Raw genomic sequence first — 24,429 nt, 5'->3', positions numbered from 1 at the left:
TTCCCTCTCCCTTAGGAGAGGGTTAGGGTGAGGGTAAAACGCAAACTTACTCTTCGCCGTTAAACCCGGCGCGGTTTAACAGGAACTGTGCCAGCAACGCTACCGGACGACCGGTTGCGCCTTTTGCCTTTCCAGAACGCCATGCGGTTCCCGCGATATCCAGGTGCGCCCAGTTGTACTTACGGGTAAAGCGCGACAGGAAGCAACCTGCGGTAATCGCCCCACCAGGACGACCGCCAATGTTCGCCATATCGGCAAAATTGGACTCCAGCTGTTCCTGATACTCGTCACCCAGCGGTAAGCGCCATGCGCGGTCACCGGATTGTTCAGACGCGGCAATCAGCTCATGGGCCAGCGGATTGTGGTTCGCCATCAGACCGGTAATGTGATGACCCAGCGCGATCACGCAGGCACCGGTCAGCGTCGCCACGTCAATCACCGCTTCCGGCTCAAAACGCTCAACGTAAGTTAACACATCGCACAGTACCAGGCGGCCTTCGGCGTCGGTGTTCAGCACTTCAACGGTTTGACCGGACATGGTGGTTAACACATCGCCCGGACGATAGGCTCGTCCGCCAGGCATGTTTTCGCAGCCTGCCAGCACGCCGATAACGTTAATCGGCAGTTGCAGCTCTGCGACCATACGCATCACACCATAAACCGCTGCCGCACCGCACATATCGTACTTCATCTCATCCATGCCTTCTGAAGGCTTGATCGAGATACCGCCGGAGTCGAAGGTTAAACCTTTACCCACCAGTACGATTGGGCGTGCATCTTCCGACGCGTTGCCTTTGTACTCAATCACCGACATCAGCGATTCGTTTTGTGAACCCTGACCAACTGCCAGATAGGAATGCATCCCCAGCTCTTTCATCTGCTGTTCGCCGATAACGCGGGTGATGACATTCTTGCTGTAGCTGTCAGCCAACTGGCGCGCCTGAGAGGCGAGGTAAGCGGCGTTACAGATATTCGGTGGCATATTGCCGAGATCTTTCGCGGCTTTGATCCCGGCGGCAATCGCCAGACCGTGCTGGATCGCGCGCTCACCGCTGGTCAGTTCGCGGCGGGTCGGCACGTTGAAGACCATCTTACGCAGCGGACGACGCGGCTCGGTCTTGTTTGTTTTCAGCTGGTCAAAGCTGTAGAGCGTCTCTTTTGCCGTCTCGACCGCCTGACGCACTTTCCAGTAGTTGTTGCGACCTTTGACGTGCAGCTCGGTCAGGAAACAGACCGCTTCCATTGAACCAGTATCATTCAGTGTATTAATGGTTTTCTGAATAACCTGCTTGTACTGACGCTCATCCAGCTCACGTTCTTTGCCGCAACCAATAAGGAGGATGCGCTCGGAGAGCACATTTGGCACATGGTGCAGCAACAGGGTCTGCCCCGGTTTTCCTTCCAGTTCGCCCCGACGCAGCAGGGCGCTGATGTACCCATCACTGATCTTATCGAGCTGTTCTGCAATCGGAGAAAGGCGACGTGGTTCGAAGACGCCCACGACGATGCAGGCACTCCGCTGTTTCTCCGGGCTACCGCTTTTTACACTAAACTCCATGCACTACGCTCCTGAATCTTAAAGACAACGGCGGTGGCTACAGATAGAATTGCAAGCTTTCGTAACTCATGTCCGCTGTTGCGATGACTTCGTGTTAATCTTAACGTTATTACGGCATTGGCACGTCAGAACAAAATCTGAGAGGTGAATCCGTTGAGTATAATTATCTTAGCGACGATTTCGACGACTCAAGAGAATAAATGACGTTTAAGCCATGAAACAAGCTAAAATCCTGCAAAAGACGAGTTTTTACGGGCGTATTTAAAGTGATAATCATAAGATATCTGGTTCGGGAGACGCTCAAAAGCCAGCTGGCGATACTCTTCATCTTGCTTTTGATCTTCTTCTGTCAAAAGTTAGTGAGGATACTCGGCGCAGCGGTTGACGGCGACATTCCGGCGAACCTGGTGCTCTCCCTTCTCGGGTTGGGCGTGCCGGAAATGGCGCAGCTTATCCTGCCATTAAGCCTGTTCCTCGGGCTGCTGATGACGTTGGGTAAACTGTATACCGAAAGTGAAATTACGGTAATGCATGCCTGCGGCCTGAGCAAAGCGGTTCTGGTGAAAGCGGCAATGGTTCTCGCGGTGTTCACGGCGATTGTCGCGGCGGTTAACGTCATGTGGGCGGGACCGTGGTCATCGCGTCATCAGGATGAGGTGTTAGCCGAAGCGAAAGCTAACCCTGGCATGGCTGCGCTGGCGCAAGGGCAATTCCAGCAAGCGACCAATGGCAGCTCGGTGCTGTTCATCGAAAGCGTTGACGGCAGCGATTTCAAAGATGTGTTCCTCGCGCAAATTCGACCAAAAGGTAATGCACGACCTTCTGTGGTGGTGGCCGATTCCGGACATTTAACTCAGTTGCGGGATGGCTCTCAGGTGGTGACTCTCAACCAGGGAACGCGTTTCGAAGGCACTGCACTGTTACGTGATTTCCGCATTACTGACTTCCAGGATTATCAGGCGATCATTGGTCACCAGGCGGTGGCGCTCGACCCGAACGATACCGACCAGATGGACATGCGCACGTTGTGGAACACCGACACCGATCGCGCCCGGGCGGAACTGAACTGGCGTATCACGTTGGTATTCACCGTGTTTATGATGGCGCTCATGGTTGTACCGTTGAGCGTGGTTAACCCACGTCAGGGACGCGTACTGTCGATGTTGCCTGCGATGCTGCTGTATTTGCTTTTCTTCCTGATCCAGACCTCCCTGAAATCGAACGGCGGCAAAGGTAAGCTGGACCCGACGCTGTGGATGTGGACCGTTAACCTGATTTATCTGGCTTTGGCGATTGTTCTCAACCTTTGGGACACCGTGCCGGTCCGCCGCCTGCGCGCCAGTTTTTCGCGTAAAGGAGCGGTGTGATGCAACCTTTTGGCGTACTTGACCGCTATATCGGTAAAACTATTTTCACCACCATCATGATGACGCTGTTCATGCTGGTGTCGCTCTCCGGCATTATCAAATTTGTCGATCAGCTGAAAAAAGCCGGGCAGGGGAGTTACGACGCGTTAGGCGCAGGAATGTATACCCTGCTGAGCGTGCCGAAAGATGTGCAAATCTTCTTCCCGATGGCGGCTCTGCTGGGGGCGTTGCTGGGTCTTGGGATGCTGGCGCAGCGCAGCGAACTGGTGGTGATGCAGGCTTCTGGTTTTACCCGTATGCAGGTGGCGTTGTCGGTAATGAAAACCGCCATTCCGCTGGTCTTGCTGACGATGGCGATTGGCGAATGGGTCGCACCGCAGGGCGAGCAGATGGCACGTAACTACCGTGCACAGGCGATGTACGGCGGCTCGTTGCTCTCTACCCAGCAAGGTTTATGGGCTAAAGATGGCAATAATTTTGTCTATATTGAGCGGGTAAAAGGTGACGAAGAGTTAGGGGGTATCAGTATTTATGCCTTTAACGAAAATCGTCGTCTGCAATCTGTGCGCTATGCCGCTTCCGCTAAGTTTGATCCTGAACATAAAGTCTGGCGTCTGTCGCAGGTTGATGAATCTGACCTGACTAATCCAAAACAAATCACCGGTTCACAGACCGTGAGTGGCACCTGGAAAACCAACCTCACTCCAGACAAACTGGGCGTGGTGGCGCTGGACCCGGATGCACTCTCCATCAGCGGTTTGCACAACTATGTGAAGTATCTGAAGTCGAGCGGTCAGGACGCCGGACGTTATCAGCTCAACATGTGGAGCAAAATCTTCCAGCCGCTATCCGTGGCGGTGATGATGCTGATGGCTCTGTCGTTCATCTTCGGCCCACTGCGTAGCGTGCCGATGGGCGTGCGCGTGGTTACTGGTATCAGCTTCGGTTTTGTGTTCTATGTACTGGATCAGATCTTCGGCCCGCTGACGTTGGTTTACGGCATCCCGCCGATCATCGGCGCACTGTTGCCAAGTGCAAGTTTCTTCTTAATCAGCCTGTGGCTGTTAATGAGAAAATCGTAACCAGATGAGTGAAGAAAGGGAGCGAAAGCTCCCTTTCAGATTTTTGATAAAGTCAAATACGAGCTCGATCGGTCCCCTCGCCCCTTTGGGGAGAGGGCTAGGGTGAGGGGCACAGACAGCACCTTACTTACCTTTTTCTCCCTCCCAGCAAGCTTCCCAGCACACCGCGTATAATCTGGTTCGTGACCTGGCGGGCGGCACTTTTCGCCATAGTCTGCACTACGCCATCTTTCTTTCCGCCACGCGGTCCGGTAGTGCCAAACAAAATGTCCTTTAACCCACCGAGAATACCGTCATCCACAGCCATCTCTTTTCCTTTGGCTGGTGGATTATTTTGCTGTTCGGTACTGGTTTGCACTCCTTTTTGCAGCATCTCATAGGCAGATTCCCGATCCACGTCATCTTCATACTTGCCATATACCGACGAGTGATTAATCAGGCCGTTACGCTCATCTTCCGTCACCGGTCCCATCCGTGAACAAGGCGCAATCACCATCGCACGCTCCACCACAGAAGGACTACCTTTCGCATCCAGAAATGAGATCAACGCTTCGCCGGTTCCCAGCTCCTGGATTGCCTTTTCTGTATCAAACGCTGGATTGGGTCGCATGGTTTGCGCTGCCGTCTTCACTGCTTTCTGGTCTTTCGGCGTAAAGGCGCGCAGAGCGTGTTGAACGCGATTCCCCAACTGCCCGAGTACGTTGTCGGGTATATCCGAAGGGTTTTGCGAGACAAACCAGACGCCCACGCCTTTCGAGCGGATAAGCCGTATTACCTGCTCAATTTTATCCAGCAGCACCTGCGGTGCATCGTTAAACAGCAGATGCGCTTCGTCGAAGAAAAAGACGAGTTTCGGTTTATCCAGATCCCCCGCTTCCGGCAGTTGCTCATACAATTCAGAAAGCATCCACAGCAGACTGGCAGCGTACAGTTTTGGCATCTGGTAGAGCTTTTCGGCGCTAAGGATATTGATAACGCCTTTGCCGTTGGCATCGGTACGCATCCAGTCTTTGATATCTAGCATTGGCTCGCCAAAGAAATGCGTCGCTCCTTGCTGCTCCAGCGACAGTAATCCGCGCTGGATTGCACCAACAGATGCGTTACTGATATTGCCATACTGATTCTGGAATGATTTGGCGTTATCTCCGATGTACTGGGTAATGGCCCGAAGATCCTTAAAGTCGAGCAACAACAGTCCCTGATCGTCAGCAATGCGGAAGATGATATCCAGCACACCAGTTTGCACGTCGTTGAGATTTAACAGTCGTGCAAGCAACAGCGGCCCTAGATCGGAGACCGTTGCCCGTACTGGATGACCTTTCTCACCAAAAATATCCCACACCACCACTGGATTCGCATGTGGTTGCCAGTCGTTGACGCCGATACCTTTCAACCGAGCGAGCAGTTTTTCCGAGGTCGTACCTTCCTGTGCAACCCCGGTCAAATCGCCTTTCACATCGGCCATAAACACGGGTACACCGATTTCTGACAGTGATTCCGCTAGTTTTTGCAGCGTGACAGTTTTACCCGTCCCCGTTGCACCAGTAATCAGCCCGTGACGGTTAGCCATAGCGGGTAATAAAAACAGTTCCGTGTCAGGCGTGCGTGCAATTAAAAGTGGTTCGCTCATGAGATTTCCTCCAGTTCCCTGCCTGGAGTATAGGCACGGTTGAAAAGTTTTCACCACTAAATTCAGCCGATTGCGAGATGTCTTAAAGGCCGGGCAGAATCGACCTGATAAAGGGATTAGAAGTCGGCTTTCAGGACCACGCGGCAGCGCGCCTTACCGTCACGTACATGCTGGATGGCATCGTTAATTTTCGACATTGGGAACAGTTCGGTTGTTGGTGCGACTTTGCTGCGGGAAGTGTAGAGCATGGTCGGCAGGTGCCTGGAGTGTGACAGAGGTTACACATCGTGGAATACAATGCCGAAATTTTCAGCACTTAGCGAGGCAGGCATAAGCTGGCGCTTGCATGGCGGCGCATGACAGGTATAATCCACAACGTTTTCCGCATACCTCTTCAGTGCCGAAGTGGCGAAATCGGTAGACGCAGTTGATTCAAAATCAACCGTAGAAATACGTGCCGGTTCGAGTCCGGCCTTCGGCACCAAAAGTATGTAAATAGACCTCAACTGAGGTCTTTTTTTATGCCTGAAATCCGCGCTACACAAGGCTTTTCCAGCTTTTCTCCTCAACTGAAGTCAACCTGACTCAACCCACATCACCCGCAATATCGATCGCAGCATCTGGCGCGATCTCATGCTGAAGTCCGGGATGTTGACTCTGATGGATGCCGAAGCCCGCAGTCAGTGGGCAAATAACCTGGAGGAGGGCGATCTTCCGGCGATTAGCGAAGCCAACATCCTGAGTACCTTTGAACAACTCCACAACAACAAGCAGGACGTTTTCGAACGTGGGATTATCAATGTATTTAAGGGATTGAGCTGGGATTACAAAACCAATAATCCCTGTTATTTCGGTAAGAAGATTATCGTTAACAATCTGGTGAAGCATGACAGATGGGGCTACAGCCTGAACTGGGGCTGGCGAGAAGATCAACTCGCCGATCTGGAACGGATGTTATACCTGCTGGATGGGAAGACCATTCCCGATAACCGGCATGATGTTTCGATTCGGTTTATGGACTTCGTTAGTGCTCACCCGCATGAGCAGATATTTGATGACGATTTATTTGTCATCCGCTATTACCAGAAAGGCAGTGGGCATATCACTTTCAAACGTTTGGATCTGGTGGATAAGATGAATGACATTGTGGCGAAGCACTATCCGTCAGCGTTATCAGCAAAATGAATGTCGTATGTTTGCTATCTAAAATGTCGTATTTTTGCTACTCTTTATGCAATGACTCAGGAGGCGAATATGACGATAAAAGCACGCATTCAGTCACGACTGAAACGTTCTAAACGTTACGTATTCACTCGTGACGACTTTAAAGATATTGCAGGCTACGATCAGGTTGGTCGGGTATTGCGCGATCTTGTCAGGGAAGGGCAACTGTTGAAGGTTGGTTATGGCGTATATACCAAAGCACGGCGGAACAGTATTACAGGTAAGGTAATGCCAGCGGCTCCCGGAGGCTCTTCAGCGGTGATTGTCGAAACGCTGGAACGCCTGAAAGTACGCTATCGTTTTGCTGGTGCAACGCAGGCATACAACAGCGGTACTTCTACGCAGATCCCAGCTTCACCGGAGATAAAAACCCCCCGGCGTTTTAAACGCGTATTATCTGTAGGGAACAGCAGATTAAATGGATGATTTAACCACTCTTTTTTCTGAAGTGGCTGACGCGCTTGGTATTGAGTCTGTCGCAATTGTGGAAAAAGATCACTATATCGTTGAGCTTTTGCAATTACTTAAACCTCTGGTGTTCGATACTCATCAATTGGTGTTTGCCGGAGGAACTGCTCTGGCAAAATCAGGTGTCGCACTTAATCGCATGTCGGAAGATGTGGATATCAAACTGGTGCCTAAGGATGCATTTCAGACACTTTCCCGCACTCAGCGAAAAAATACCCGTAAAGAAATTGTTCAGGCAGTTTCCAGTGCAATAGCTTCATCGGGTGTGTTCAATTTTGATGATGATTACCCAAAAGTGACGCGGGATGAATATCGTTATAATGACATACCTGTTCGTTATCCACAGCGAGTGGTGCAGGCACCTTGTTTGCGTCCTTTTATCCGACTGGAACTGATGGAAGCGAAGTTACTGGAGCCTTTTGAATTACGGGATATTCATTCACTGGTAACAGGGATCACGGGAAAAGCGGCTATTGTTTCAGCGTTTCCATGCGCAACTATCATTAGCACACAGGCTGAAAAGCTGGTGGCGATGTTACGTCGTACTGCGGCAGTTGTGCGAGATGTTGAGCGATTTGATGATGCATCGCTGGTACGTCATATCTACGATACAAACTGTATTGTTGAGACGAGTCATGTTGATATGAGTCTGCTCGTTGATTTTGTTCAACAAACTATTGAGCAGGACATTCAGCGTTACGGCAACCAGTACCCGCAGTTTTGCGCGTGTCCAGTTGATGAGTTAAAAATGGGACTGGATGAGTTGGCGAACAATCCTCTCTACCAGATGCGCTATCAGCAGTTTGTTTCTCCAATGGTGTATGGAGAGCGAAAGATCACATGGGATGAGGCTTACTCCAGGTTTAGGAGCTTAGCGTTATCCATCCTGAATACTTGATATGCAGCATTTGTCTTTACTTGAAATTCCGATAAACATTGTGAAGCGTTAAAGTACCGACTGATTATTCAGGTTGTTGATTTCTCAGAGAATCGCGCTGAGTATACAAAGTGATTTTTGGGTTAATAAATCACATTAATTTCAATGAATTATGTTTGAAAGAGCTGTGCGGCCTTCGCACCACATCGTATGCACATCAAGTCGCTCAAGGGCGGCTTTTTTTGTGTCTAAAATCCGCACTATACAAATCTTTTCCGCTGTTTTTTTCAACTAACGTCAACCTGATTCAATCCATATTAAATCCCTTAAGAATATCGAACCAGGTATGTATGCGCTCATTTATTAAGGATTCAGCCCTTTCAGAAAATCTAATCCATCCTCCAGGCACAATATTTATTGCGATCGCGCTCGCATCGTGGACAATGTTTAATCATAAATAATATTTACATTAATGAAATCAATGATTTCTATTATGTCACGGAATGGAAAATGGACAGCAATACGTTGGGATTCACTTCATACTGGCGCAACTCCTTAGCTGACGCCGAATCTGGTAAAGGAACGTTTTCACGTAAAGATACCGACTCATTCACTCGGTGGATAAACATCACCGCAGGGCAGTTGGATGACGAGACTATTCGGGCATTTTTTGACGGTGAAGGGGAGTCGGTAAAAACCGTTGAAGTCGTGTTACGACCCCAGGTGTGGAACCGCATAGTAAAACATGGCAAAGAACAAACGGCAGGTGCACCCGCAATTATCACGCCACTGGTTACTTCCGCTCTCCTGAATAGAGAAGGTTTTTTGTTCCCTGCTGCTTCAGCTACTATTCCCCGTGATCTGCTTGAACCTCTCCCTTCCGGCCATTTTTCTATTGGTGAGTTGGCGCAATATGACAAATACAAAACTACGCATAACACAGCCACTATTAATGAAGATGAACCGGAACATTATGAAGAAACTGACGAAGAGAAAGCGGAGCGCCATGCCAGGTATCGCCAGCATTGGCAAAATTATCTTCAACAATCAAACAACCTTTTAAGAAACGTTGCTGGAAATTGGGTTGCTACACCTGAGCCATATGAACGGGCTGGATATGGTTATATTGTCAAAGCGAGCCAGCATGTAGGGGCCAGTGTTCATATCCTGCCTATGTATGATCATCTGCTGATGAGCCAGGTTAAGGTTCCGTTATTAACGCGTTTTGCCTCAAATGAGATGGCCCCGGTGGAGCCACTTCTCGCTAAGAATGCTATGTTCTGCGAACGTCTGGGGCATTCTGGCGATAAGTTCCCGCTGGCTGTGGCGCAGCGCGATGCCCTGAGCCATTATCTGACTCAACGACCAGGCGATATGCTCGCTGTCAATGGTCCCCCGGGAACCGGTAAAACCACGCTGGTGCTTTCTATTATTGCCACCGAATGGGCAAGAGCTGCACTTAATCAAACTGAACCTCCTGTAATTATTGCCACATCAACTAACAATCAGGCCGTCACCAATATTATTGAAGCCTTTGGAAAAGACTTCTCTACTGGTTTTGGCGTAATGGCTGGACGTTGGTTGCCGGAGGTAAAAAGCTATGGCGCTTATTTTCCGTCTAAAAGCCGTAAGATTGAGGCTGCGAAAAAATACCAGACTGAAGATTTTTTTAACCGCGTTGAATCCCTGGAATACCTGGCAAATGCCCGGGCCTTTTACCTTGAAAAAGCTGAGGTGGCTTTTGGCGTCGGGGAGTGCAATTCCCCAGAGCATGTAGTGAAGCTTTTGCATGAGCGTTTAACTTCACAGTTTATGCAACTTCAGCAAATCGAACCCGCATGGCGCAGACTCAAAGATATCCGCCATGAACGGCGAGCCATCAGTGAGAATCTCGACCAGTATCTTAAGGACAAAAACACACTCCTTTTTAATATTGGCAATGAAATTTCACTTTTAGTCAGAGGTAAAAAGCAGTGGCAGCAATACCGTGCTGATGAGTCGCTTGTGTATGCGATTTTGTCATGGCTTCCTGCTGTTCGTACTAAACGCCATTGCCAGATTAATCTCTTCCTGGACTCTACATTCGGCGCAAGAATGACATCGTTCCAGGGAAATTATCCCGAAGATATTGATGAATTTATTGATGGTTTGATTGCTAAAACGCAAAAAGAGCAGGTGGAGTGCCAACAGAACATCAATTTTGCGCAGGACATAGCCCGACGCGAAATGGAAGCAGCAAACCAATGGCGCGAGTTGACTTATGCTCTGGGTTACAGGGGGGATGATGAATTGAACCTGGCCGGAGCAGACGAGCTTGCCGATACGCAGATCCGTTTTCCAGCGTTCTTGTTAGCGACCCATTATTGGGAGGGGCGTTGGCTGATGGATATGGCGGCTATCAATAATCTGCAAAAAGAAAAAGGACTCAATGAGGCAATTAGCGTTAAGGCTCGTTGGTTAAGAAGAATGAAACTTACCCCTTGTGTGGTGATGACCTGCTACATGTTGCCTTACCATATGAGCAGGAAAAAATCTTTCGGCAGGGACGGAAAACCTGATAATCATTATTTATATAACTTTGCCGATTTACTGATTGTTGATGAAGCGGGGCAGGTGCTCCCGGAGGTTGCTGCGGCCTCATTTGCATTGGCGAAGAAATCTCTGGTGATAGGCGATACGGAACAAATAGCACCTATCTGGAATTGTCTGCCCATCACCGATATAGGCAATATGCTGGAGGATAACATTCTTCCTGGCGTCACTCAGGAAGAGTTAATGAATGCATATTCTCATGTGTGTGAGTCTGGAAAAAGTGCGGCATCTGGCAGCGTGATGAAGGTTGCTCAATACAATTCTCGCTATCAGTATGATCCCAAGTTCGAGCGCGGAATGTATCTGTATGAGCATCGTCGCTGCTTCGATAACATCATTGGCTACTGTAATTCACTTTGCTATCACGGTAAGTTGCAGCCCAAAAGAGGGTTGGAAAAAGAAACGATTTTCCCGGCAATGGGGTATCTGCATATTGACGGCAGGGGTATGAAGCCAAATGGAGGTAGCCGTTACAACTCCCTCGAAGCTGAAACAATTGCAGCATGGCTGGTGGCTCATAAGGAAGAAATAGAACGCCATTACGGGGAACCGTTGTATAAAGTCGTTGGCATTGTGACGCCATTTTCGGCACAGGTTAATGCCATCAAGACGTCATTGCGTAAGCTGGAGATTAATTGCAGTGACGAAGATGATTCGCTGACCGTGGGAACTGTGCATTCCTTGCAGGGGGCGGAGAGGGCGATAGTTCTTTTCTCTACGGTCTATTCAAAACATGAGGATGGGCGGTTTATTGATAGCAATAGCAGCATCCTCAATGTCGCAGTCTCGCGTGCGAAAGATAGTTTTCTGGTTTTTGGGGATATGGACCTTATTGAGATGCAGCCGGCTTCCTCGCCGCGAGGATTACTGGCTACATATCTGTTTGCTTCAGACAACAATGCGTTGCAATTTGAGTTTCAGAAACGACAAGATTTAAGTTCCGCAAATGCACAGATTTCAACGCTGCATGGTGTGGAGCAGCATGATGCATTTTTGAATAAGGCTCTTGCCGGGGCTCAAAAGAAAATAACGATCATTTCTCCCTGGTTATCCTGGCAAAAAGTGGAGCAAACCGGGTTTCTGGCGTCAATGGCTCTGGCCCGTTCCCGGGGCATTGATATTACCGTGGTGACGGATAAAAACTGCAATATAGCGCATGTCGATGATGGTAAGCGTCAGGAGAAACGACATCTGCTGAATGATGCTGTTGAAAAGTTCAATAATATGGGTATCGCTACGAAATTGGTTAATCGTGTCCACAGCAAAATTGTGATTGAGGATGAAGAGCTGCTGTGCGTCGGATCTTTTAACTGGTTCAGTGCCGCGCGGGAAGATAAATATCAACGATACGATACGTCTTTGGTGTACCGTGGCGAAGGCGTAAAAAATGAAATAAAGGCAATATATAGCAGTCTGGAACAGCGTCAGCTATAAGTGCGAAGATCGGTTCCTGACACAGGATGACGTAATAATGTCATCGGTGAAATCGATAAAGAGAATATTTTACTCATATGAAGGCGACTATAAGATTTATTGCGAGTCGCCTTCCCTATTTTCAATCTCATTGTTTATCTCATCTTTCATCTTTGCATAATGCGCATGGCATTATAAGAAAAGGTTTGACAGAGGAAATCCAGATAACCCCGCCCTTGATGGGCAGGGTTAACGTCGAATTACTGGCCTTTGTTTTCCAGATTCTCAACCTGCGGTACGCCTGAAGCTGCAGAAGATGAGAGCAGACCCGTTTTGGCATAACCGAAAAGTTTCTCGCGAGTATCGGTGATATCCAGGTTGCGCATGGTCAGTTGACCAATACGATCATCTGGCGAGAACACCGAGTCACCTCTTTCCATCGTCAGACGTTCTGGTTTGTAAGTCATATTGTCAGAGACGGTATTAAGGATGGAGTAATCATTCCCGCGACGCAGCTCCAGGGTAACTTCACCTGTAATCTGGCTGGCAACCCAGCGTTGCAGAGAGTCACGTAGCATCAATGCCTGGGAATCGAACCAACGTCCCTGGTACAACAGACGACCCAACTGACGACCATGCGCGTGATACTGCTCGATGGTGTCTTCGTTGTGAATACCTGTCAGCAGACGTTCATAAGCGATATGCAACAGCGCCATCCCCGGAGCTTCGTAGATACCACGGCTTTTCGCTTCGATGATACGGTTTTCGATTTGGTCGCTCATGCCCAGGCCGTGACGACCGCCGATGCGGTTGGCTTCCAGCATCATTTCCACATCATCGCTAAAGGTTTTGCCGTTCAGCGCCACCGGATGACCCTGTTCGAAACGTACCGTGACTTCTTCTGCCGGGATCTTCACACTCTCATCCCAGAATTTCACACCCATAATCGGGTTGACGATTTTGACGCTGGAATTGAGGTATTCCAGATCTTTCGCTTCGTGCGTCGCACCAAGCATATTGGAGTCGGTGGAGTAGGCTTTCTCGACCGACATTTTGTAGTCGAAACCGCAGGCAATCATAAATTCAGACATTTCATGACGACCGCCTAACTCATCAATAAAGTCAGTATCAAGCCACGGTTTGTAAATTTGTAGTTCCGCGTTGGTCAACAGACCGTAACGATAGAAACGTTCGATATCGTTTCCTTTATAGGTGCTGCCATCACCCCAGATGTTAACGCCGTCTTCTTTCATGGCAGCAACCAGCATGGTGCCAGTCACGGCGCGACCCAGCGGCGTGGTGTTAAAATAGGTCAGGCCGCCAGTGGTGTTATGGAAAGCACCACACTGAATAGCGGCAATGCCTTCGGCCACCAGTTGTTTGCGGCAGTCGATTAGACGAGCGTTCTCCGCGCCGTATTCCATGGCACGACGAGGGATCGCATCATAATCCTCTTCGTCTGGCTGACCCAAATTTGCAGTATATGCATAAGGGACAGCTCCCTTTTGTCGCATCCACAGCAGTGCGGCACTGGTGTCCAGACCGCCAGAAAAAGCGATGCCAATACGTTGACCTACCGGGAGATGCTTGAGAATCGTCGTCATAAAATAACACCCTGCTTGATTAACTGATGATGAGCCTGGATTTCCGCTCTCACTGAATTTTTATGCAAAATAAATGAGTTTTCATTTAATCATCTTTTATCGGAGACCGGAAGAGTTTAGTGCGTTTTTTGTAAAATAATGCGTTTAAGAGAAGTAAGGTGAGGTAGAAATTATTCAATCAATGAAAGTGAACTGGATATCCATTCACGTGACTAGCAATAAATGTTGACAAAATGTGGCGTGGATCACTATAATGACCACAGATTTTACGTCCCGTCTCGGTACACCAAATCCCAGCAGTATTTGCATTTTTTACTCAAAACGAGTAGAATTTGCCACGTTTCAGGCGCGGGGTGGAGCAGCCTGGTAGCTCGTCGGGCTCATAACCCGAAGGTCGTCGGTTCAAATCCGGCCCCCGCAACCACTTTCCCTTAGAGTTCTTTTTCAAATATACTGTGAAGACTTCGGCCTTCGTAGTGGGATTTGAAAAAATCCTTCTGGAAAGTGCTCCAGACCGCATTTGCGGTTATAGGGTTCAGTTATATAAAGCCCCGATTTATCGGGGTTTTTTGTTATCTGACTACAGAATAACTGGGCTTTAGGCCCTTTTTTTATGTCTTGGGGGTGGGCTTGTCCACATTAGAGCAAAAATTAACAGAGATGATTACTGCGCCAGTTGAGGCCCTGGGTTTTGAACTGGTTGGCATCGAGTTTATTCGCGGTCGCACATCCACACTGCGCATCTATATTGATAGTGAAGATGGCATCAATGTTGATGATTGTGCTGATGTGAGCCACCAGGTAAGTGCCGTGTTGGATGTTGAAGATCCCATCACCGTTGCTTATAACCTGGAAGTCTCCTCACCGGGTCTCGATCGCCCACTGTTCACGGCTGAACACTACGCCCGTTTCGTCGGAGAAGAGGTGACTCTGGTTCTCCGTATGGCGGTACAAAACCGTCGTAAATGGCAGGGCGTTATCAAAGCGGTAGACGGTGAAATGATCACAGTTACCGTCGAAGGTAAAGATGAAGTGTTCGCGCTGAGTAATATCCAGAAGGCGAACCTGGTTCCCCACTTTTAATAGTCTGGATGAGGTGAAAACCCCGCGATGAACAAAGAAATTTTGGCTGTAGTTGAAGCCGTCTCCAATGAAAAGGCGCTGCCTCGCGAGAAAATTTTCGAAGCGTTGGAAAGCGCATTGGCTACAGCAACCAAGAAAAAATATGAACAAGAGATCGACGTCCGCGTACAGATCGATCGCAAAAGCGGTGATTTTGACACCTTCCGTCGCTGGCTGATTGTTGATGAAGTCACTCAGCCGACCAAAGAAATCACCCTTGAAGCTGCGCGTTTTGAAGATGAAAGCCTGAACCTGGGCGATTACGTTGAAGATCAGATTGAGTCTGTCACCTTTGACCGCATTACGACCCAGACGGCAAAACAGGTTATCGTGCAGAAAGTTCGTGAAGCCGAACGCGCGATGGTTGTTGATCAGTTCCGTGAACACGAAGGTGAAATCATCACCGGCGTGGTGAAAAAAGTAAACCGCGATAATATCTCTCTGGATCTGGGTAACAATGCTGAAGCTGTCATCCTGCGTGAAGACATGCTGCCGCGTGAAAACTTCCGCCCGGGCGACCGCGTTCGTGGCGTACTTTATTCCGTTCGCCCGGAAGCGCGTGGCGCGCAGCTGTTCGTAACCCGTTCCAAGCCGGAAATGCTGATCGAACTGTTCCGCATTGAAGTGCCGGAAATCGGCGAAGAAGTGATTGAAATTAAAGCTGCAGCTCGCGATCCGGGCTCTCGTGCGAAAATCGCGGTGAAAACCAACGATAAACGTATCGATCCGGTAGGTGCTTGTGTCGGTATGCGCGGTGCCCGTGTTCAGGCAGTTTCCACCGAGCTCGGCGGCGAGCGTATCGATATCGTCCTGTGGGATGATAACCCGGCGCAGTTCGTGATCAACGCGATGGCACCGGCAGACGTTGCTTCTATCGTGGTGGATGAAGATAAACACACCATGGATATCGCCGTTGAAGCTGGTAATCTGGCGCAAGCAATTGGCCGTAACGGTCAGAACGTGCGTCTGGCTTCGCAGCTGAGTGGTTGGGAACTCAACGTAATGACCGTTGACGACCTGCAGGCTAAACATCAGGCGGAAGCACACGCAGCGATCGATACCTTCACCCGTTATCTCGACATTGACGAAGACTTTGCCACTGTCCTGGTAGAAGAAGGCTTCTCGACGCTGGAAGAACTGGCCTATGTGCCGATGAAAGAGCTGTTGGAAATTGAAGGCCTTGATGAGCCGACTGTTGAAGCACTGCGCGAGCGTGCTAAAAATGCACTGGCCACCATTGCACAGGCCCAGGAAGAAAGCCTCGGTGATAACAAACCGGCTGACGATCTGCTGAACCTTGAAGGGATGGATCGTGATTTGGCATTCAAACTGGCCGCCCGTGGCGTTTGTACGCTGGAAGATCTCGCCGAACAGGGCATTGATGATCTGGCTGATATCGAAGGGTTGACCGACGAAAAAGCCGGAGCACTGATTATGGCTGCCCGTAATATTTGCTGGTTCGGTGACGAAGCGTAATAAACTGTAGCAGGAAGGAACAGCATGACAGATGTAACGATTAAAACGCTGGCCGCAGAGCGACAGACCTCCGTGGAACGCCTGGTACAGCAATTTGCTGATGCAGGTATCCGGAAGTCTGCTGACGACTCTGTGACTGCACAAGAGAAACAGACTTTAATTGACCACCTGAATCAGAAAAATTCAGGACCGGACAAATTAACGCTGCAACGTAAAACACGTAGCACCCTTAACATTCCTGGTACCGGTGGAAAAAGCAAATCGGTACAAATCGAAGTCCGCAAGAAACGCACCTTTGTGAAACGCGATCCGCAAGAGGCTGAACGCCTTGCAGCGGAAGAGCAAGCGCAGCGTGAAGCGGAAGAGCAAGCCCGTCGTGAGGCAGAAGAATTGGCCAAACGCGAGGCGCAACAAAAAGCTGAACGTGAGGCCGCAGAACAAGCTAAACGTGAAGCCGCTGAACAAGCGAAACGTGAAGCTGCGGAAAAAGACAAAGTGAGCAATCAACAAGACGATATGACTAAAAACGCCCAGGCTGAAAAAGCCCGCCGTGAGCAGGAAGCTGCAGAGCTCAAGCGTAAAGCTGAAGAAGAAGCGCGTCGTAAACTCGAAGAAGAAGCACGTCGCGTTGCTGAAGAAGCACGTCGTATGGCGGAAGAAAACAAATGGACTGATAGCGCGGAACCGACCGAAGATTCCAGCGATTATCACGTTACAACCTCTCAACATGCTCGCCAGGCAGAAGACGAAAGCGATCGTGAAGTCGAAGGCGGTCGTGGCCGTGGTCGTAACGCGAAAGCCGCTCGTCCGAAGAAAGGCAACAAACATTCAGAATCTAAAGCCGATCGTGAAGAAGCGCGTGCAGCGGTTCGTGGCGGTAAAGGCGGAAAACGCAAAGGTTCTTCACTGCAGCAGGGCTTCCAGAAGCCAGCTCAGGCCGTTAACCGTGACGTGGTGATCGGTGAAACCATCACCGTTGGCGAACTGGCTAACAAGATGGCGGTTAAAGGCTCTCAGGTCATCAAAGCGATGATGAAACTGGGTGCAATGGCAACCATCAACCAGGTCATCGACCAGGAAACCGCACAGCTGGTTGCCGAAGAGATGGGCCACAAAGTTATCCTGCGTCGTGAAAACGAACTGGAAGAGGCGGTAATGAGCGACCGTGATACTGGCGCTGCGGCTGAACCGCGTGCACCGGTCGTGACCATCATGGGTCACGTTGACCACGGTAAAACTTCTCTGCTGGACTACATTCGTTCAACGAAAGTGGCCTCTGGCGAAGCAGGCGGCATTACCCAGCACATCGGTGCATACCACGTTGAAACTGAAAACGGCATGATCACCTTCCTGGACACCCCAGGGCACGCCGCGTTTACTTCAATGCGTGCACGTGGTGCGCAGGCAACGGATATCGTAGTTCTGGTTGTCGCTGCAGATGACGGCGTAATGCCGCAGACCATTGAAGCAATCCAGCACGCGAAAGCGGCGGGTGTGCCGGTTGTGGTTGCTGTGAACAAAATCGATAAGCCAGAAGCCGATCCAGATCGCGTTAAAAACGAACTGTCCCAGTACGGCATTCTGCCGGAAGAGTGGGGCGGTGAAAGCCAATTCGTACACGTATCTGCAAAAGCGGGTACAGGTATCGACGAACTGCTGGATGCGATCCTGCTGCAGGCTGAAGTCCTGGAACTGAAAGCTGTGCGTAACGGGATGGCGAGCGGTGCGGTCATCGAATCCTTCCTCGATAAAGGTCGTGGTCCGGTTGCAACTGTACTGGTACGTGAAGGTACTCTGCACAAGGGCGACATCGTTCTGTGTGGCTTCGAATACGGTCGTGTTCGTGCAATGCGTAACGAACTGGGTCAGGAAGTGCTGGAAGCAGGTCCGTCCATTCCGGTGGAAATCCTTGGCCTGTCCGGCGTTCCGGCTGCGGGTGACGAAGTTACCGTTGTTCGTGACGAGAAAAAAGCACGTGAAGTTGCACTGTACCGTCAGGGTAAATTCCGTGAAGTTAAACTGGCGCGTCAGCAGAAATCTAAACTCGAGAACATGTTCGCCAACATGACCGAAGGCGAAGTTCATGAAGTGAACATCGTACTGAAGGCTGACGTTCAGGGTTCTGTGGAAGCGATTTCCGATTCCTTGCTGAAACTGTCTACTGACGAAGTTAAAGTGAAGATCATCGGTTCTGGCGTAGGTGGTATCACCGAAACCGACGCGACCCTGGCGGCTGCATCCAACGCTATCCTGGTTGGCTTCAACGTTCGTGCTGATGCCTCTGCGCGTAAAGTGATTGAGGCTGAAAGCCTGGATCTGCGTTACTACTCCGTCATCTATAACCTGATTGATGAAGTTAAAGCGGCGATGAGCGGTATGCTGTCTCCGGAACTGAAACAACAGATCATCGGTCTGGCAGAAGTGCGTGACGTGTTCAAATCACCGAAATTCGGCGCCATCGCAGGTTGTATGGTTACCGAAGGTGTGGTTAAACGTCACAACCCGATCCGCGTTCTGCGCGACAACGTGGTTATCTACGAAGGCGAGCTGGAGTCCCTGCGCCGCTTCAAAGATGACGTTAACGAAGTCCGTAACGGTATGGAATGTGGTATCGGCGTTAAGAACTACAACGACGTCCGCACTGGCGATGTGATCGAAGTATTCGAAATCATCGAGATTCAGCGTACGATTGCCTAAGGCTGATTGGGTGTAGGCCGGATAAGGCGTTTGCGCCACATCCGGCAGCCGTTGCCTGATGCGACGCTGGCGCGTCTTATCAGGCCTACGTGAACAGCCCTTCCACCTGAAATTAATTTTAAAAAGGGGCTTATGGCCCCTTTTTTGTCAGGAGAATTTATTATGGCGAAAGAATTTGGTCGCCCGCAGCGCGTAGCGCAGGAAATGCAAAAAGAGATCGCTCTCATCCTGCAACGCGAAATTAAAGATCCTCGTCTGGGCATGATGACCACCGTTTCCGGTGTCGAAATGTCTCGTGACCTGGCGTATGCCAAAGTGTATGTCACTTTCCTCAACGACAAAGATGAAGATGCGGTAAAAGCGGGCATCAAAGCGTTGCAGGAAGCCTCTGGTTTCATCCGCAGCCTGCTGGGCAAAGCGATGCGTCTGCGTATCGTGCCGGAACTGACCTTCTTCTACGACAACTCATTGGTTGAAGGGATGCGTATGTCAAACCTGGTGACCAGCGTGGTCAAACATGACGAAGAACGTCGTGTTAACCCGGACGACAGCAAGGAGGACTAATGAGTCGTCCTCGTCGTCGCGGTCGCGACATTAACGGCGTTTTGTTGCTGGATAAACCGCAGGGCATGTCCAGCAACGATGCGCTGCAAAAAGTGAAACGCATTTATAACGCCAACCGTGCCGGACACACCGGCGCGCTGGACCCGCTGGCGACCGGCATGTTACCGATTTGCCTCGGGGAAGCGACGAAGTTTTCCCAGTATCTGCTGGACTCCGACAAACGCTATCGGGTGATTGCGCGTCTTGGGCAGCGTACCGATACTTCCGACGCTGACGGACAAATCGTTGAGGAGCGTCCGGTAACCTTTAGTGCAGAGCAACTGGCGGCAGCACTGGATACTTTCCGTGGCGATATCGAACAGATCCCTTCGATGTATTCGGCGCTGAAATATCAGGGCAAAAAACTGTACGAGTACGCGCGTCAGGGCATTGAAGTCCCACGCGAAGCGCGTCCGATTACCGTTTATGAATTGCTGTTTATTCGTCATGAAGGCAATGAGCTGGAGCTGGAAATTCATTGCTCAAAAGGCACCTATATCCGCACCATCATTGACGACCTGGGTGAAAAACTCGGCTGTGGCGCGCATGTTATTTACCTGCGCCGTCTGGCAGTAAGTAAATATCCAGTCGAACGGATGGTGACTCTGGAACATCTGCGTGAACTGGTTGAGCAAGCTGAACAGCAGGAGATTCCGGCGGCAAAATTGCTTGATCCATTATTGATGCCAATGGACAGTCCAGCTTCGGACTATCCGGTGGTGAATCTTCCGTTAACGTCTTCTGTTTACTTCAAAAATGGTAACCCGGTTCGTACATCTGGTGCGCCGCTGGAAGGACTGGTTCGTGTTACGGAAGGTGAGAACGGTAAGTTTATCGGTATGGGCGAAATTGACGATGAAGGCCGCGTAGCGCCTCGTCGCCTGGTGGTTGAATACCCGGCGTAATGTTAACCGTCTTGCGATAACAGGTCGCTACGAGTAGAATACTGCCGCTTAACGTCGCGTAAATTGTTTAACACTTTACGTAACGTACACTGGGATCGCTGAATTAGAGATCGGCGTCCTTTCATTCTATATACTTTGGAGTTTTAAAATGTCTCTAAGTACTGAAGCAACAGCTAAAATCGTTTCTGAGTTTGGTCGTGGTGAAAACGACACCGGTTCTACCGAAGTTCAGGTAGCACTGCTGACTGCACAGATCAACCACCTGCAGGGTCACTTTGCAGAGCACAAAAAAGATCACCACAGCCGTCGTGGTCTGCTGCGCATGGTTTCTCAGCGTCGTAAACTGCTCGACTACCTGAAACGTAAAGATGTAGCACGTTACACCCAGCTCATCGAGCGCCTGGGTCTGCGTCGCTAATTCTTGCGAGTTTCAGAAAAGGGGCCTGAGTGGCCCCTTTTTTCAAGCTAACGGCAGCAATTCACTGGAAACTAATGTATTGTTGCTATGAATGATCTTCCGTTGCAGAGGTTCGCGCGGCTAATGAGAGGCTTTACCCACATCAGGCTGGGTTAGGGTTGTCATTAGTCGCGAGGATGCGCAGAAGATCGGGTATTAACACCAGTGCCGTTAAGGTGCTGTCTAAGAAAGAGAAAGGATATTACATTGCTTAATCCGATCGTTCGTAAATTCCAGTACGGCCAACACACCGTAACTCTGGAAACAGGCATGATGGCGCGTCAAGCCACTGCCGCTGTTATGGTTAGCATGGATGACACTGCGGTATTTGTTACCGTTGTTGGCCAGAAAAAAGCCAAACCAGGTCAGGACTTCTTCCCACTGACCGTTAACTATCAGGAGCGTACCTACGCTGCTGGTCGTATCCCGGGTAGCTTCTTCCGTCGTGAAGGCCGCCCAAGCGAAGGCGAAACCCTGATCGCGCGTCTGATTGACCGCCCGATTCGCCCGCTGTTCCCGGAAGGCTTCGTCAACGAAGTTCAGGTTATCGCCACCGTAGTTTCTGTTAACCCGCAGGTTAACCCGGATATCGTCGCGATGATTGGCGCTTCTGCAGCACTGTCTCTGTCTGGTATTCCGTTCAATGGTCCGATTGGTGCTGCCCGTGTGGGTTACATCAATGATCAGTACGTACTGAACCCGACCCAGGACGAGCTGAAAGAAAGCAAACTGGATCTGGTTGTTGCGGGTACTGAAGCCGCTGTACTGATGGTTGAATCTGAAGCTGAACTGCTGAGCGAAGACCAGATGCTGGGCGCAGTGGTGTTCGGTCATGAACAACAGCAGGTTGTTATTCAGAACATCAATGAACTGGTGAAAGAAGCCGGTAAACCGCGTTGGGACTGGCAGCCGGAGCCGGTAAACGAAGAGCTGAACGCACGCGTTGCTGCACTGGCTGAAGCTCGTCTGAGCGATGCTTACCGCATCACCGACAAACAAGAGCGTTATGCACAGGTTGACGTGATCAAATCTGAAACCATCGCGACGCTGCTTGCTGAAGACGAAACCCTGGACGAAAACGAACTGGGTGAAATTCTGCACGCTATCGAGAAAAACGTTGTTCGTAGCCGCGTACTGGCAGGCGAACCGCGTATCGACGGCCGTGAAAAAGATATGATCCGTGGTCTGGATGTCCGTACTGGCGTGCTGCCGCGTACTCACGGTTCTGCGCTGTTCACCCGTGGTGAAACTCAGGCGCTGGTTACCGCAACGTTGGGTACAGCACGTGACGCGCAGGTTCTTGATGAACTGATGGGCGAACGTACTGACACCTTCCTGTTCCACTACAACTTCCCTCCGTACTCCGTAGGCGAAACTGGAATGGTCGGTTCTCCGAAGCGTCGTGAAATTGGTCACGGTCGTCTGGCGAAGCGCGGCGTGCTGGCAGTAATGCCGGATATGGACAAATTCCCGTACACCGTACGTGTTGTATCTGAAATCACCGAATCCAACGGTTCCTCTTCTATGGCTTCCGTGTGCGGCGCTTCTCTGGCGCTGATGGACGCAGGTGTGCCGATCAAAGCCGCCGTTGCGGGTATCGCAATGGGTCTGGTGAAAGAAGGCGACAACTACGTTGTACTGTCTGACATTCTGGGTGACGAAGACCATCTGGGCGATATGGACTTCAAAGTTGCGGGTTCCCGCGACGGTATCTCTGCATTGCAGATGGATATCAAAATTGAAGGTATCACCAAAGAGATCATGCAGGTTGCGCTGAACCAGGCTAAAGGTGCGCGTTTGCATATCCTTGGCGTAATGGAACAGGCGATCAACGCGCCGCGCGGTGATATCTCTGAGTTCGCTCCGCGTATCCATACCATCAAGATCAACCCGGACAAGATCAAAGACGTTATCGGTAAAGGCGGTTCAGTTATCCGTGCCCTGACCGAAGAAACCGGCACCACCATCGAAATCGAAGATGACGGTACTGTGAAGATCGCAGCGACCGACGGCGAGAAAGCAAAACACGCCATTCGTCGTATCGAAGAGATCACGGCGGAAATCGAAGTGGGCCGCGTCTACAATGGTAAAGTGACCCGTATCGTTGACTTTGGCGCATTTGTTGCCATCGGCGGCGGTAAAGAAGGTCTGGTACACATCTCTCAAATCGCTGACAAACGCGTTGAGAAAGTGACCGATTACCTGCAGATGGGTCAGGAAGTACCGGTGAAAGTTCTGGAAGTTGATCGCCAGGGCCGTATCCGTCTGAGCATTAAAGAAGCGACTGAGCAGTCTCAACCTGCTGCGGCACCGGAAGCTCCGGCTGCTGAACAGGGCGAGTAAGGTTGCCATTTGCCCTCCGCTGCGGCGGGGGGCTTTTAACCAGGCAGGACGCCTTGTTAGCAACCGGGAACAGGACGTTCATTCAACCGTGGTCTTCGGGAGTGGGAAATGAAGCCTTTTTTGCGCTGGTGTTTCGTTGCGACAGCACTTACGCTTGCAGGATGCAGTAATACTTCCTGGCGTAAAAGTGAAGTCCTCGCAGTACCATTGCAACCGACTTTACAGCAGGAAGTGATTCTGGCACGTATGGAACAGATCCTTGCCAGTCGGGCTTTAACCGATGACGAACGCGCACAGCTTTTATATGAGCGCGGAGTGTTGTATGATAGTCTCGGTCTGAGGGCATTAGCGCGTAACGATTTTTCGCAGGCGCTGGCAATCCGACCGGATATGCCTGAAGTATTCAATTACTTAGGCATATATTTAACGCAGGCAGGCAATTTTGATGCTGCCTATGAAGCGTTTGATTCTGTACTTGAGCTTGATCCAACTTACAACTACGCGCACTTGAATCGCGGGATCGCATTATATTACGGCGGTCGTGACAAGTTAGCGCAAGATGATCTGCTGGCGTTTTATCAAGACGATCCCAATGATCCTTTCCGTAGTCTGTGGCTTTATCTCGCCGAGCAGAAGCTCGATGAGAAGCAGGCTAAAGAAGTGTTAAAACAGCACTTCGAAAAATCGGACAAGGAGCAGTGGGGATGGAACATTGTCGAGTTCTACCTGGGCAACATTAGCGAACAAACGTTAATGGAAAGGCTCAAGGCGGACGCAACGGATAACACCTCGCTCGCTGAGCATCTCAGTGAAACCAACTTCTATTTAGGTAAGTACTACCTAAGTCTGGGGGATTTGGACAGCGCCACGGCACTGTTCAAACTGGCGGTTGCCAACAACGTTCATAACTTTGTTGAGCACCGATACGCATTGTTGGAATTATCGCTCCTGGGCCAGGACCAAGATGACCTGGCAGAATCGGACCAGCAATAGCTGACGTACACATCAGCC

Annotated in this window: 17 protein-coding genes, 2 tRNA genes and 2 pseudogenes; 17 read left to right on the top strand and 4 right to left on the bottom strand. The window is 50.3% G+C overall.

What is annotated here, in order from left to right:
- Nucleotides 1–46: 46 nt before the first annotated feature.
- Nucleotides 47–1,558, bottom strand: a complete 1,512-nt coding sequence (gene pepA, locus WC5_RS17410) for a leucyl aminopeptidase (RefSeq protein WP_000397162.1) — start codon at nt 1,556–1,558, stop codon at nt 47–49.
- A 153-nt stretch (nt 1,559–1,711) separates the two neighbouring features.
- Between pepA and ytgA the strand changes: the two genes are divergently transcribed.
- The 3 genes from ytgA (at nt 1,712) to lptG (ending at nt 4,007) form a co-directional block, all read left to right on the top strand.
- Nucleotides 1,712–1,762, top strand: a complete 51-nt coding sequence (ytgA, locus tag WC5_RS25625) for a protein YtgA (protein ID WP_211180521.1) — start codon at nt 1,712–1,714, stop codon at nt 1,760–1,762.
- 62 nt (nt 1,763–1,824) lie between these two features.
- Complete coding sequence (gene lptF / locus WC5_RS17415) at nt 1,825–2,925, top strand: LPS export ABC transporter permease LptF (RefSeq protein ID WP_000584137.1); 1,101 nt, start codon at nt 1,825–1,827, stop codon at nt 2,923–2,925.
- Nucleotides 2,925–4,007, top strand: a complete 1,083-nt coding sequence (gene lptG, locus WC5_RS17420; protein WP_010346283.1) for an LPS export ABC transporter permease LptG — start codon at nt 2,925–2,927, stop codon at nt 4,005–4,007. Before lptF ends, lptG begins: the two co-directional genes overlap by 1 nt.
- Before the next feature lie 127 nt (nt 4,008–4,134).
- On the opposite strand, the gene WC5_RS17425 is transcribed toward lptG, so the two are convergent.
- Together WC5_RS17425 and WC5_RS24700 are read right to left on the bottom strand one after the other, a co-directional pair.
- Entirely contained in the window at nt 4,135–5,637 is a 1,503-nt protein-coding gene (locus WC5_RS17425) for a helicase HerA-like C-terminal domain-containing protein (RefSeq protein ID WP_001294528.1), read from the bottom strand.
- A 116-nt stretch (nt 5,638–5,753) separates the two neighbouring features.
- Nucleotides 5,754–5,885 (bottom strand): annotated as a pseudogene (locus WC5_RS24700) (alcohol dehydrogenase); the annotation flags it as partial.
- Between the two features lie 151 nt (nt 5,886–6,036).
- Between WC5_RS24700 and WC5_RS17430 the strand changes: the two are divergent.
- The 5 genes and pseudogenes from WC5_RS17430 to yjhR all read left to right on the top strand — a co-directional run bounded on the left by WC5_RS17430 (nt 6,037) and on the right by yjhR (nt 12,232).
- Nucleotides 6,037–6,121: transfer RNA gene (locus WC5_RS17430), tRNA-Leu, on the top strand.
- Nucleotides 6,122–6,231: 110 nt separating this feature from the next.
- Nucleotides 6,232–6,822: pseudogene (locus tag WC5_RS17435) on the top strand (DUF4942 domain-containing protein); the annotation flags it as partial.
- Nucleotides 6,823–6,891: 69 nt separating this feature from the next.
- Nucleotides 6,892–7,287: a DUF6088 family protein gene (locus WC5_RS17440; protein WP_000152740.1), complete on the top strand. Its 396-nt coding sequence runs from the start codon at nt 6,892–6,894 to the stop codon at nt 7,285–7,287.
- Nucleotides 7,280–8,227 carry a nucleotidyl transferase AbiEii/AbiGii toxin family protein gene (locus WC5_RS17445; RefSeq protein WP_000342501.1) on the top strand — a complete coding sequence of 316 codons (948 nt, stop codon included), beginning with the start codon at nt 7,280–7,282 and terminating at the stop codon, nt 8,225–8,227. Before WC5_RS17440 ends, WC5_RS17445 begins: the two co-directional genes overlap by 8 nt.
- A 489-nt stretch (nt 8,228–8,716) precedes the next feature.
- Nucleotides 8,717–12,232 (top strand): helicase YjhR, encoded by a 3,516-nt coding sequence (yjhR, locus tag WC5_RS17450; protein WP_000378099.1) that lies wholly within the window; start codon nt 8,717–8,719, stop codon nt 12,230–12,232.
- Between the two features lie 239 nt (nt 12,233–12,471).
- On the opposite strand, the gene argG is transcribed toward yjhR, so the two are convergent.
- Nucleotides 12,472–13,815 (bottom strand): argininosuccinate synthase, encoded by a 1,344-nt coding sequence (gene argG, locus WC5_RS17455; RefSeq protein ID WP_016231478.1) that lies wholly within the window; start codon nt 13,813–13,815, stop codon nt 12,472–12,474.
- 347 nt (nt 13,816–14,162) lie between these two features.
- Between argG and WC5_RS17460 the strand changes: the two genes are divergently transcribed.
- From WC5_RS17460 to nlpI, 9 genes are all read left to right on the top strand, one after another.
- A tRNA-Met gene (locus tag WC5_RS17460) sits at nt 14,163–14,239 on the top strand.
- A 206-nt stretch (nt 14,240–14,445) separates the two neighbouring features.
- Entirely contained in the window at nt 14,446–14,898 is a 453-nt protein-coding gene (rimP, locus tag WC5_RS17465) for a ribosome maturation factor RimP (RefSeq protein WP_001300397.1), read from the top strand.
- Between the two features lie 27 nt (nt 14,899–14,925).
- Entirely contained in the window at nt 14,926–16,413 is a 1,488-nt protein-coding gene (gene nusA / locus WC5_RS17470) for a transcription termination factor NusA (protein ID WP_001031044.1), read from the top strand.
- A 24-nt stretch (nt 16,414–16,437) separates the two neighbouring features.
- Nucleotides 16,438–19,110, top strand: coding sequence for a translation initiation factor IF-2 (gene infB / locus WC5_RS17475; protein ID WP_000133059.1), 2,673 nt, complete (start codon nt 16,438–16,440; stop codon nt 19,108–19,110).
- Nucleotides 19,111–19,272: 162 nt separating this feature from the next.
- Nucleotides 19,273–19,674, top strand: coding sequence for a 30S ribosome-binding factor RbfA (rbfA, locus tag WC5_RS17480; RefSeq protein WP_001040205.1), 402 nt, complete (start codon nt 19,273–19,275; stop codon nt 19,672–19,674).
- Nucleotides 19,674–20,618: a tRNA pseudouridine(55) synthase TruB gene (gene truB, locus WC5_RS17485; RefSeq protein WP_000089703.1), complete on the top strand. Its 945-nt coding sequence runs from the start codon at nt 19,674–19,676 to the stop codon at nt 20,616–20,618. The genes rbfA and truB overlap by 1 nt, the downstream gene beginning before the upstream one ends.
- Before the next feature lie 148 nt (nt 20,619–20,766).
- On the top strand, nt 20,767–21,036 hold the full coding sequence (gene rpsO, locus WC5_RS17490; protein WP_000059470.1) for a 30S ribosomal protein S15: 270 nt from the start codon (nt 20,767–20,769) through the stop codon (nt 21,034–21,036).
- Nucleotides 21,037–21,282: 246 nt separating this feature from the next.
- Nucleotides 21,283–23,418, top strand: coding sequence for a polyribonucleotide nucleotidyltransferase (pnp, locus tag WC5_RS17495; protein WP_000933927.1), 2,136 nt, complete (start codon nt 21,283–21,285; stop codon nt 23,416–23,418).
- Nucleotides 23,419–23,526: 108 nt separating this feature from the next.
- Nucleotides 23,527–24,411, top strand: a complete 885-nt coding sequence (gene nlpI, locus WC5_RS17500) for a lipoprotein NlpI (protein WP_000802080.1) — start codon at nt 23,527–23,529, stop codon at nt 24,409–24,411.
- Nucleotides 24,412–24,429: the final 18 nt, after the last annotated feature.

Source organism: Escherichia sp. KTE114 (genome assembly GCF_000407765.1).
GTDB classification, from domain to species: domain Bacteria; phylum Pseudomonadota; class Gammaproteobacteria; order Enterobacterales; family Enterobacteriaceae; genus Escherichia; species Escherichia ruysiae.
This window is presented reverse-complemented; position numbering and strand designations above follow the sequence as displayed.

What these genes read in the sequence shown, in the direction of transcription:
- pepA (WP_000397162.1), bottom strand. Translation starts at nt 1,558, where the DNA reads ATGGAGTTTAGTGTAAAAAGCGGTAGCCCGGAGAAACAGCGGAGTGCC.
- lptG (WP_010346283.1), top strand. Translation starts at nt 2,925, where the DNA reads ATGCAACCTTTTGGCGTACTTGACCGCTATATCGGTAAAACTATTTTC.
- WC5_RS17425 (WP_001294528.1), bottom strand. Translation starts at nt 5,637, where the DNA reads ATGAGCGAACCACTTTTAATTGCACGCACGCCTGACACGGAACTGTTT.
- WC5_RS17440 (WP_000152740.1), top strand. Translation starts at nt 6,892, where the DNA reads ATGACGATAAAAGCACGCATTCAGTCACGACTGAAACGTTCTAAACGT.
- WC5_RS17445 (WP_000342501.1), top strand. Translation starts at nt 7,280, where the DNA reads ATGGATGATTTAACCACTCTTTTTTCTGAAGTGGCTGACGCGCTTGGT.
- yjhR (WP_000378099.1), top strand. Translation starts at nt 8,717, where the DNA reads ATGGACAGCAATACGTTGGGATTCACTTCATACTGGCGCAACTCCTTA.
- argG (WP_016231478.1), bottom strand. Translation starts at nt 13,815, where the DNA reads ATGACGACGATTCTCAAGCATCTCCCGGTAGGTCAACGTATTGGCATC.
- nusA (WP_001031044.1), top strand. Translation starts at nt 14,926, where the DNA reads ATGAACAAAGAAATTTTGGCTGTAGTTGAAGCCGTCTCCAATGAAAAG.
- infB (WP_000133059.1), top strand. Translation starts at nt 16,438, where the DNA reads ATGACAGATGTAACGATTAAAACGCTGGCCGCAGAGCGACAGACCTCC.
- rbfA (WP_001040205.1), top strand. Translation starts at nt 19,273, where the DNA reads ATGGCGAAAGAATTTGGTCGCCCGCAGCGCGTAGCGCAGGAAATGCAA.
- truB (WP_000089703.1), top strand. Translation starts at nt 19,674, where the DNA reads ATGAGTCGTCCTCGTCGTCGCGGTCGCGACATTAACGGCGTTTTGTTG.
- rpsO (WP_000059470.1), top strand. Translation starts at nt 20,767, where the DNA reads ATGTCTCTAAGTACTGAAGCAACAGCTAAAATCGTTTCTGAGTTTGGT.
- nlpI (WP_000802080.1), top strand. Translation starts at nt 23,527, where the DNA reads ATGAAGCCTTTTTTGCGCTGGTGTTTCGTTGCGACAGCACTTACGCTT.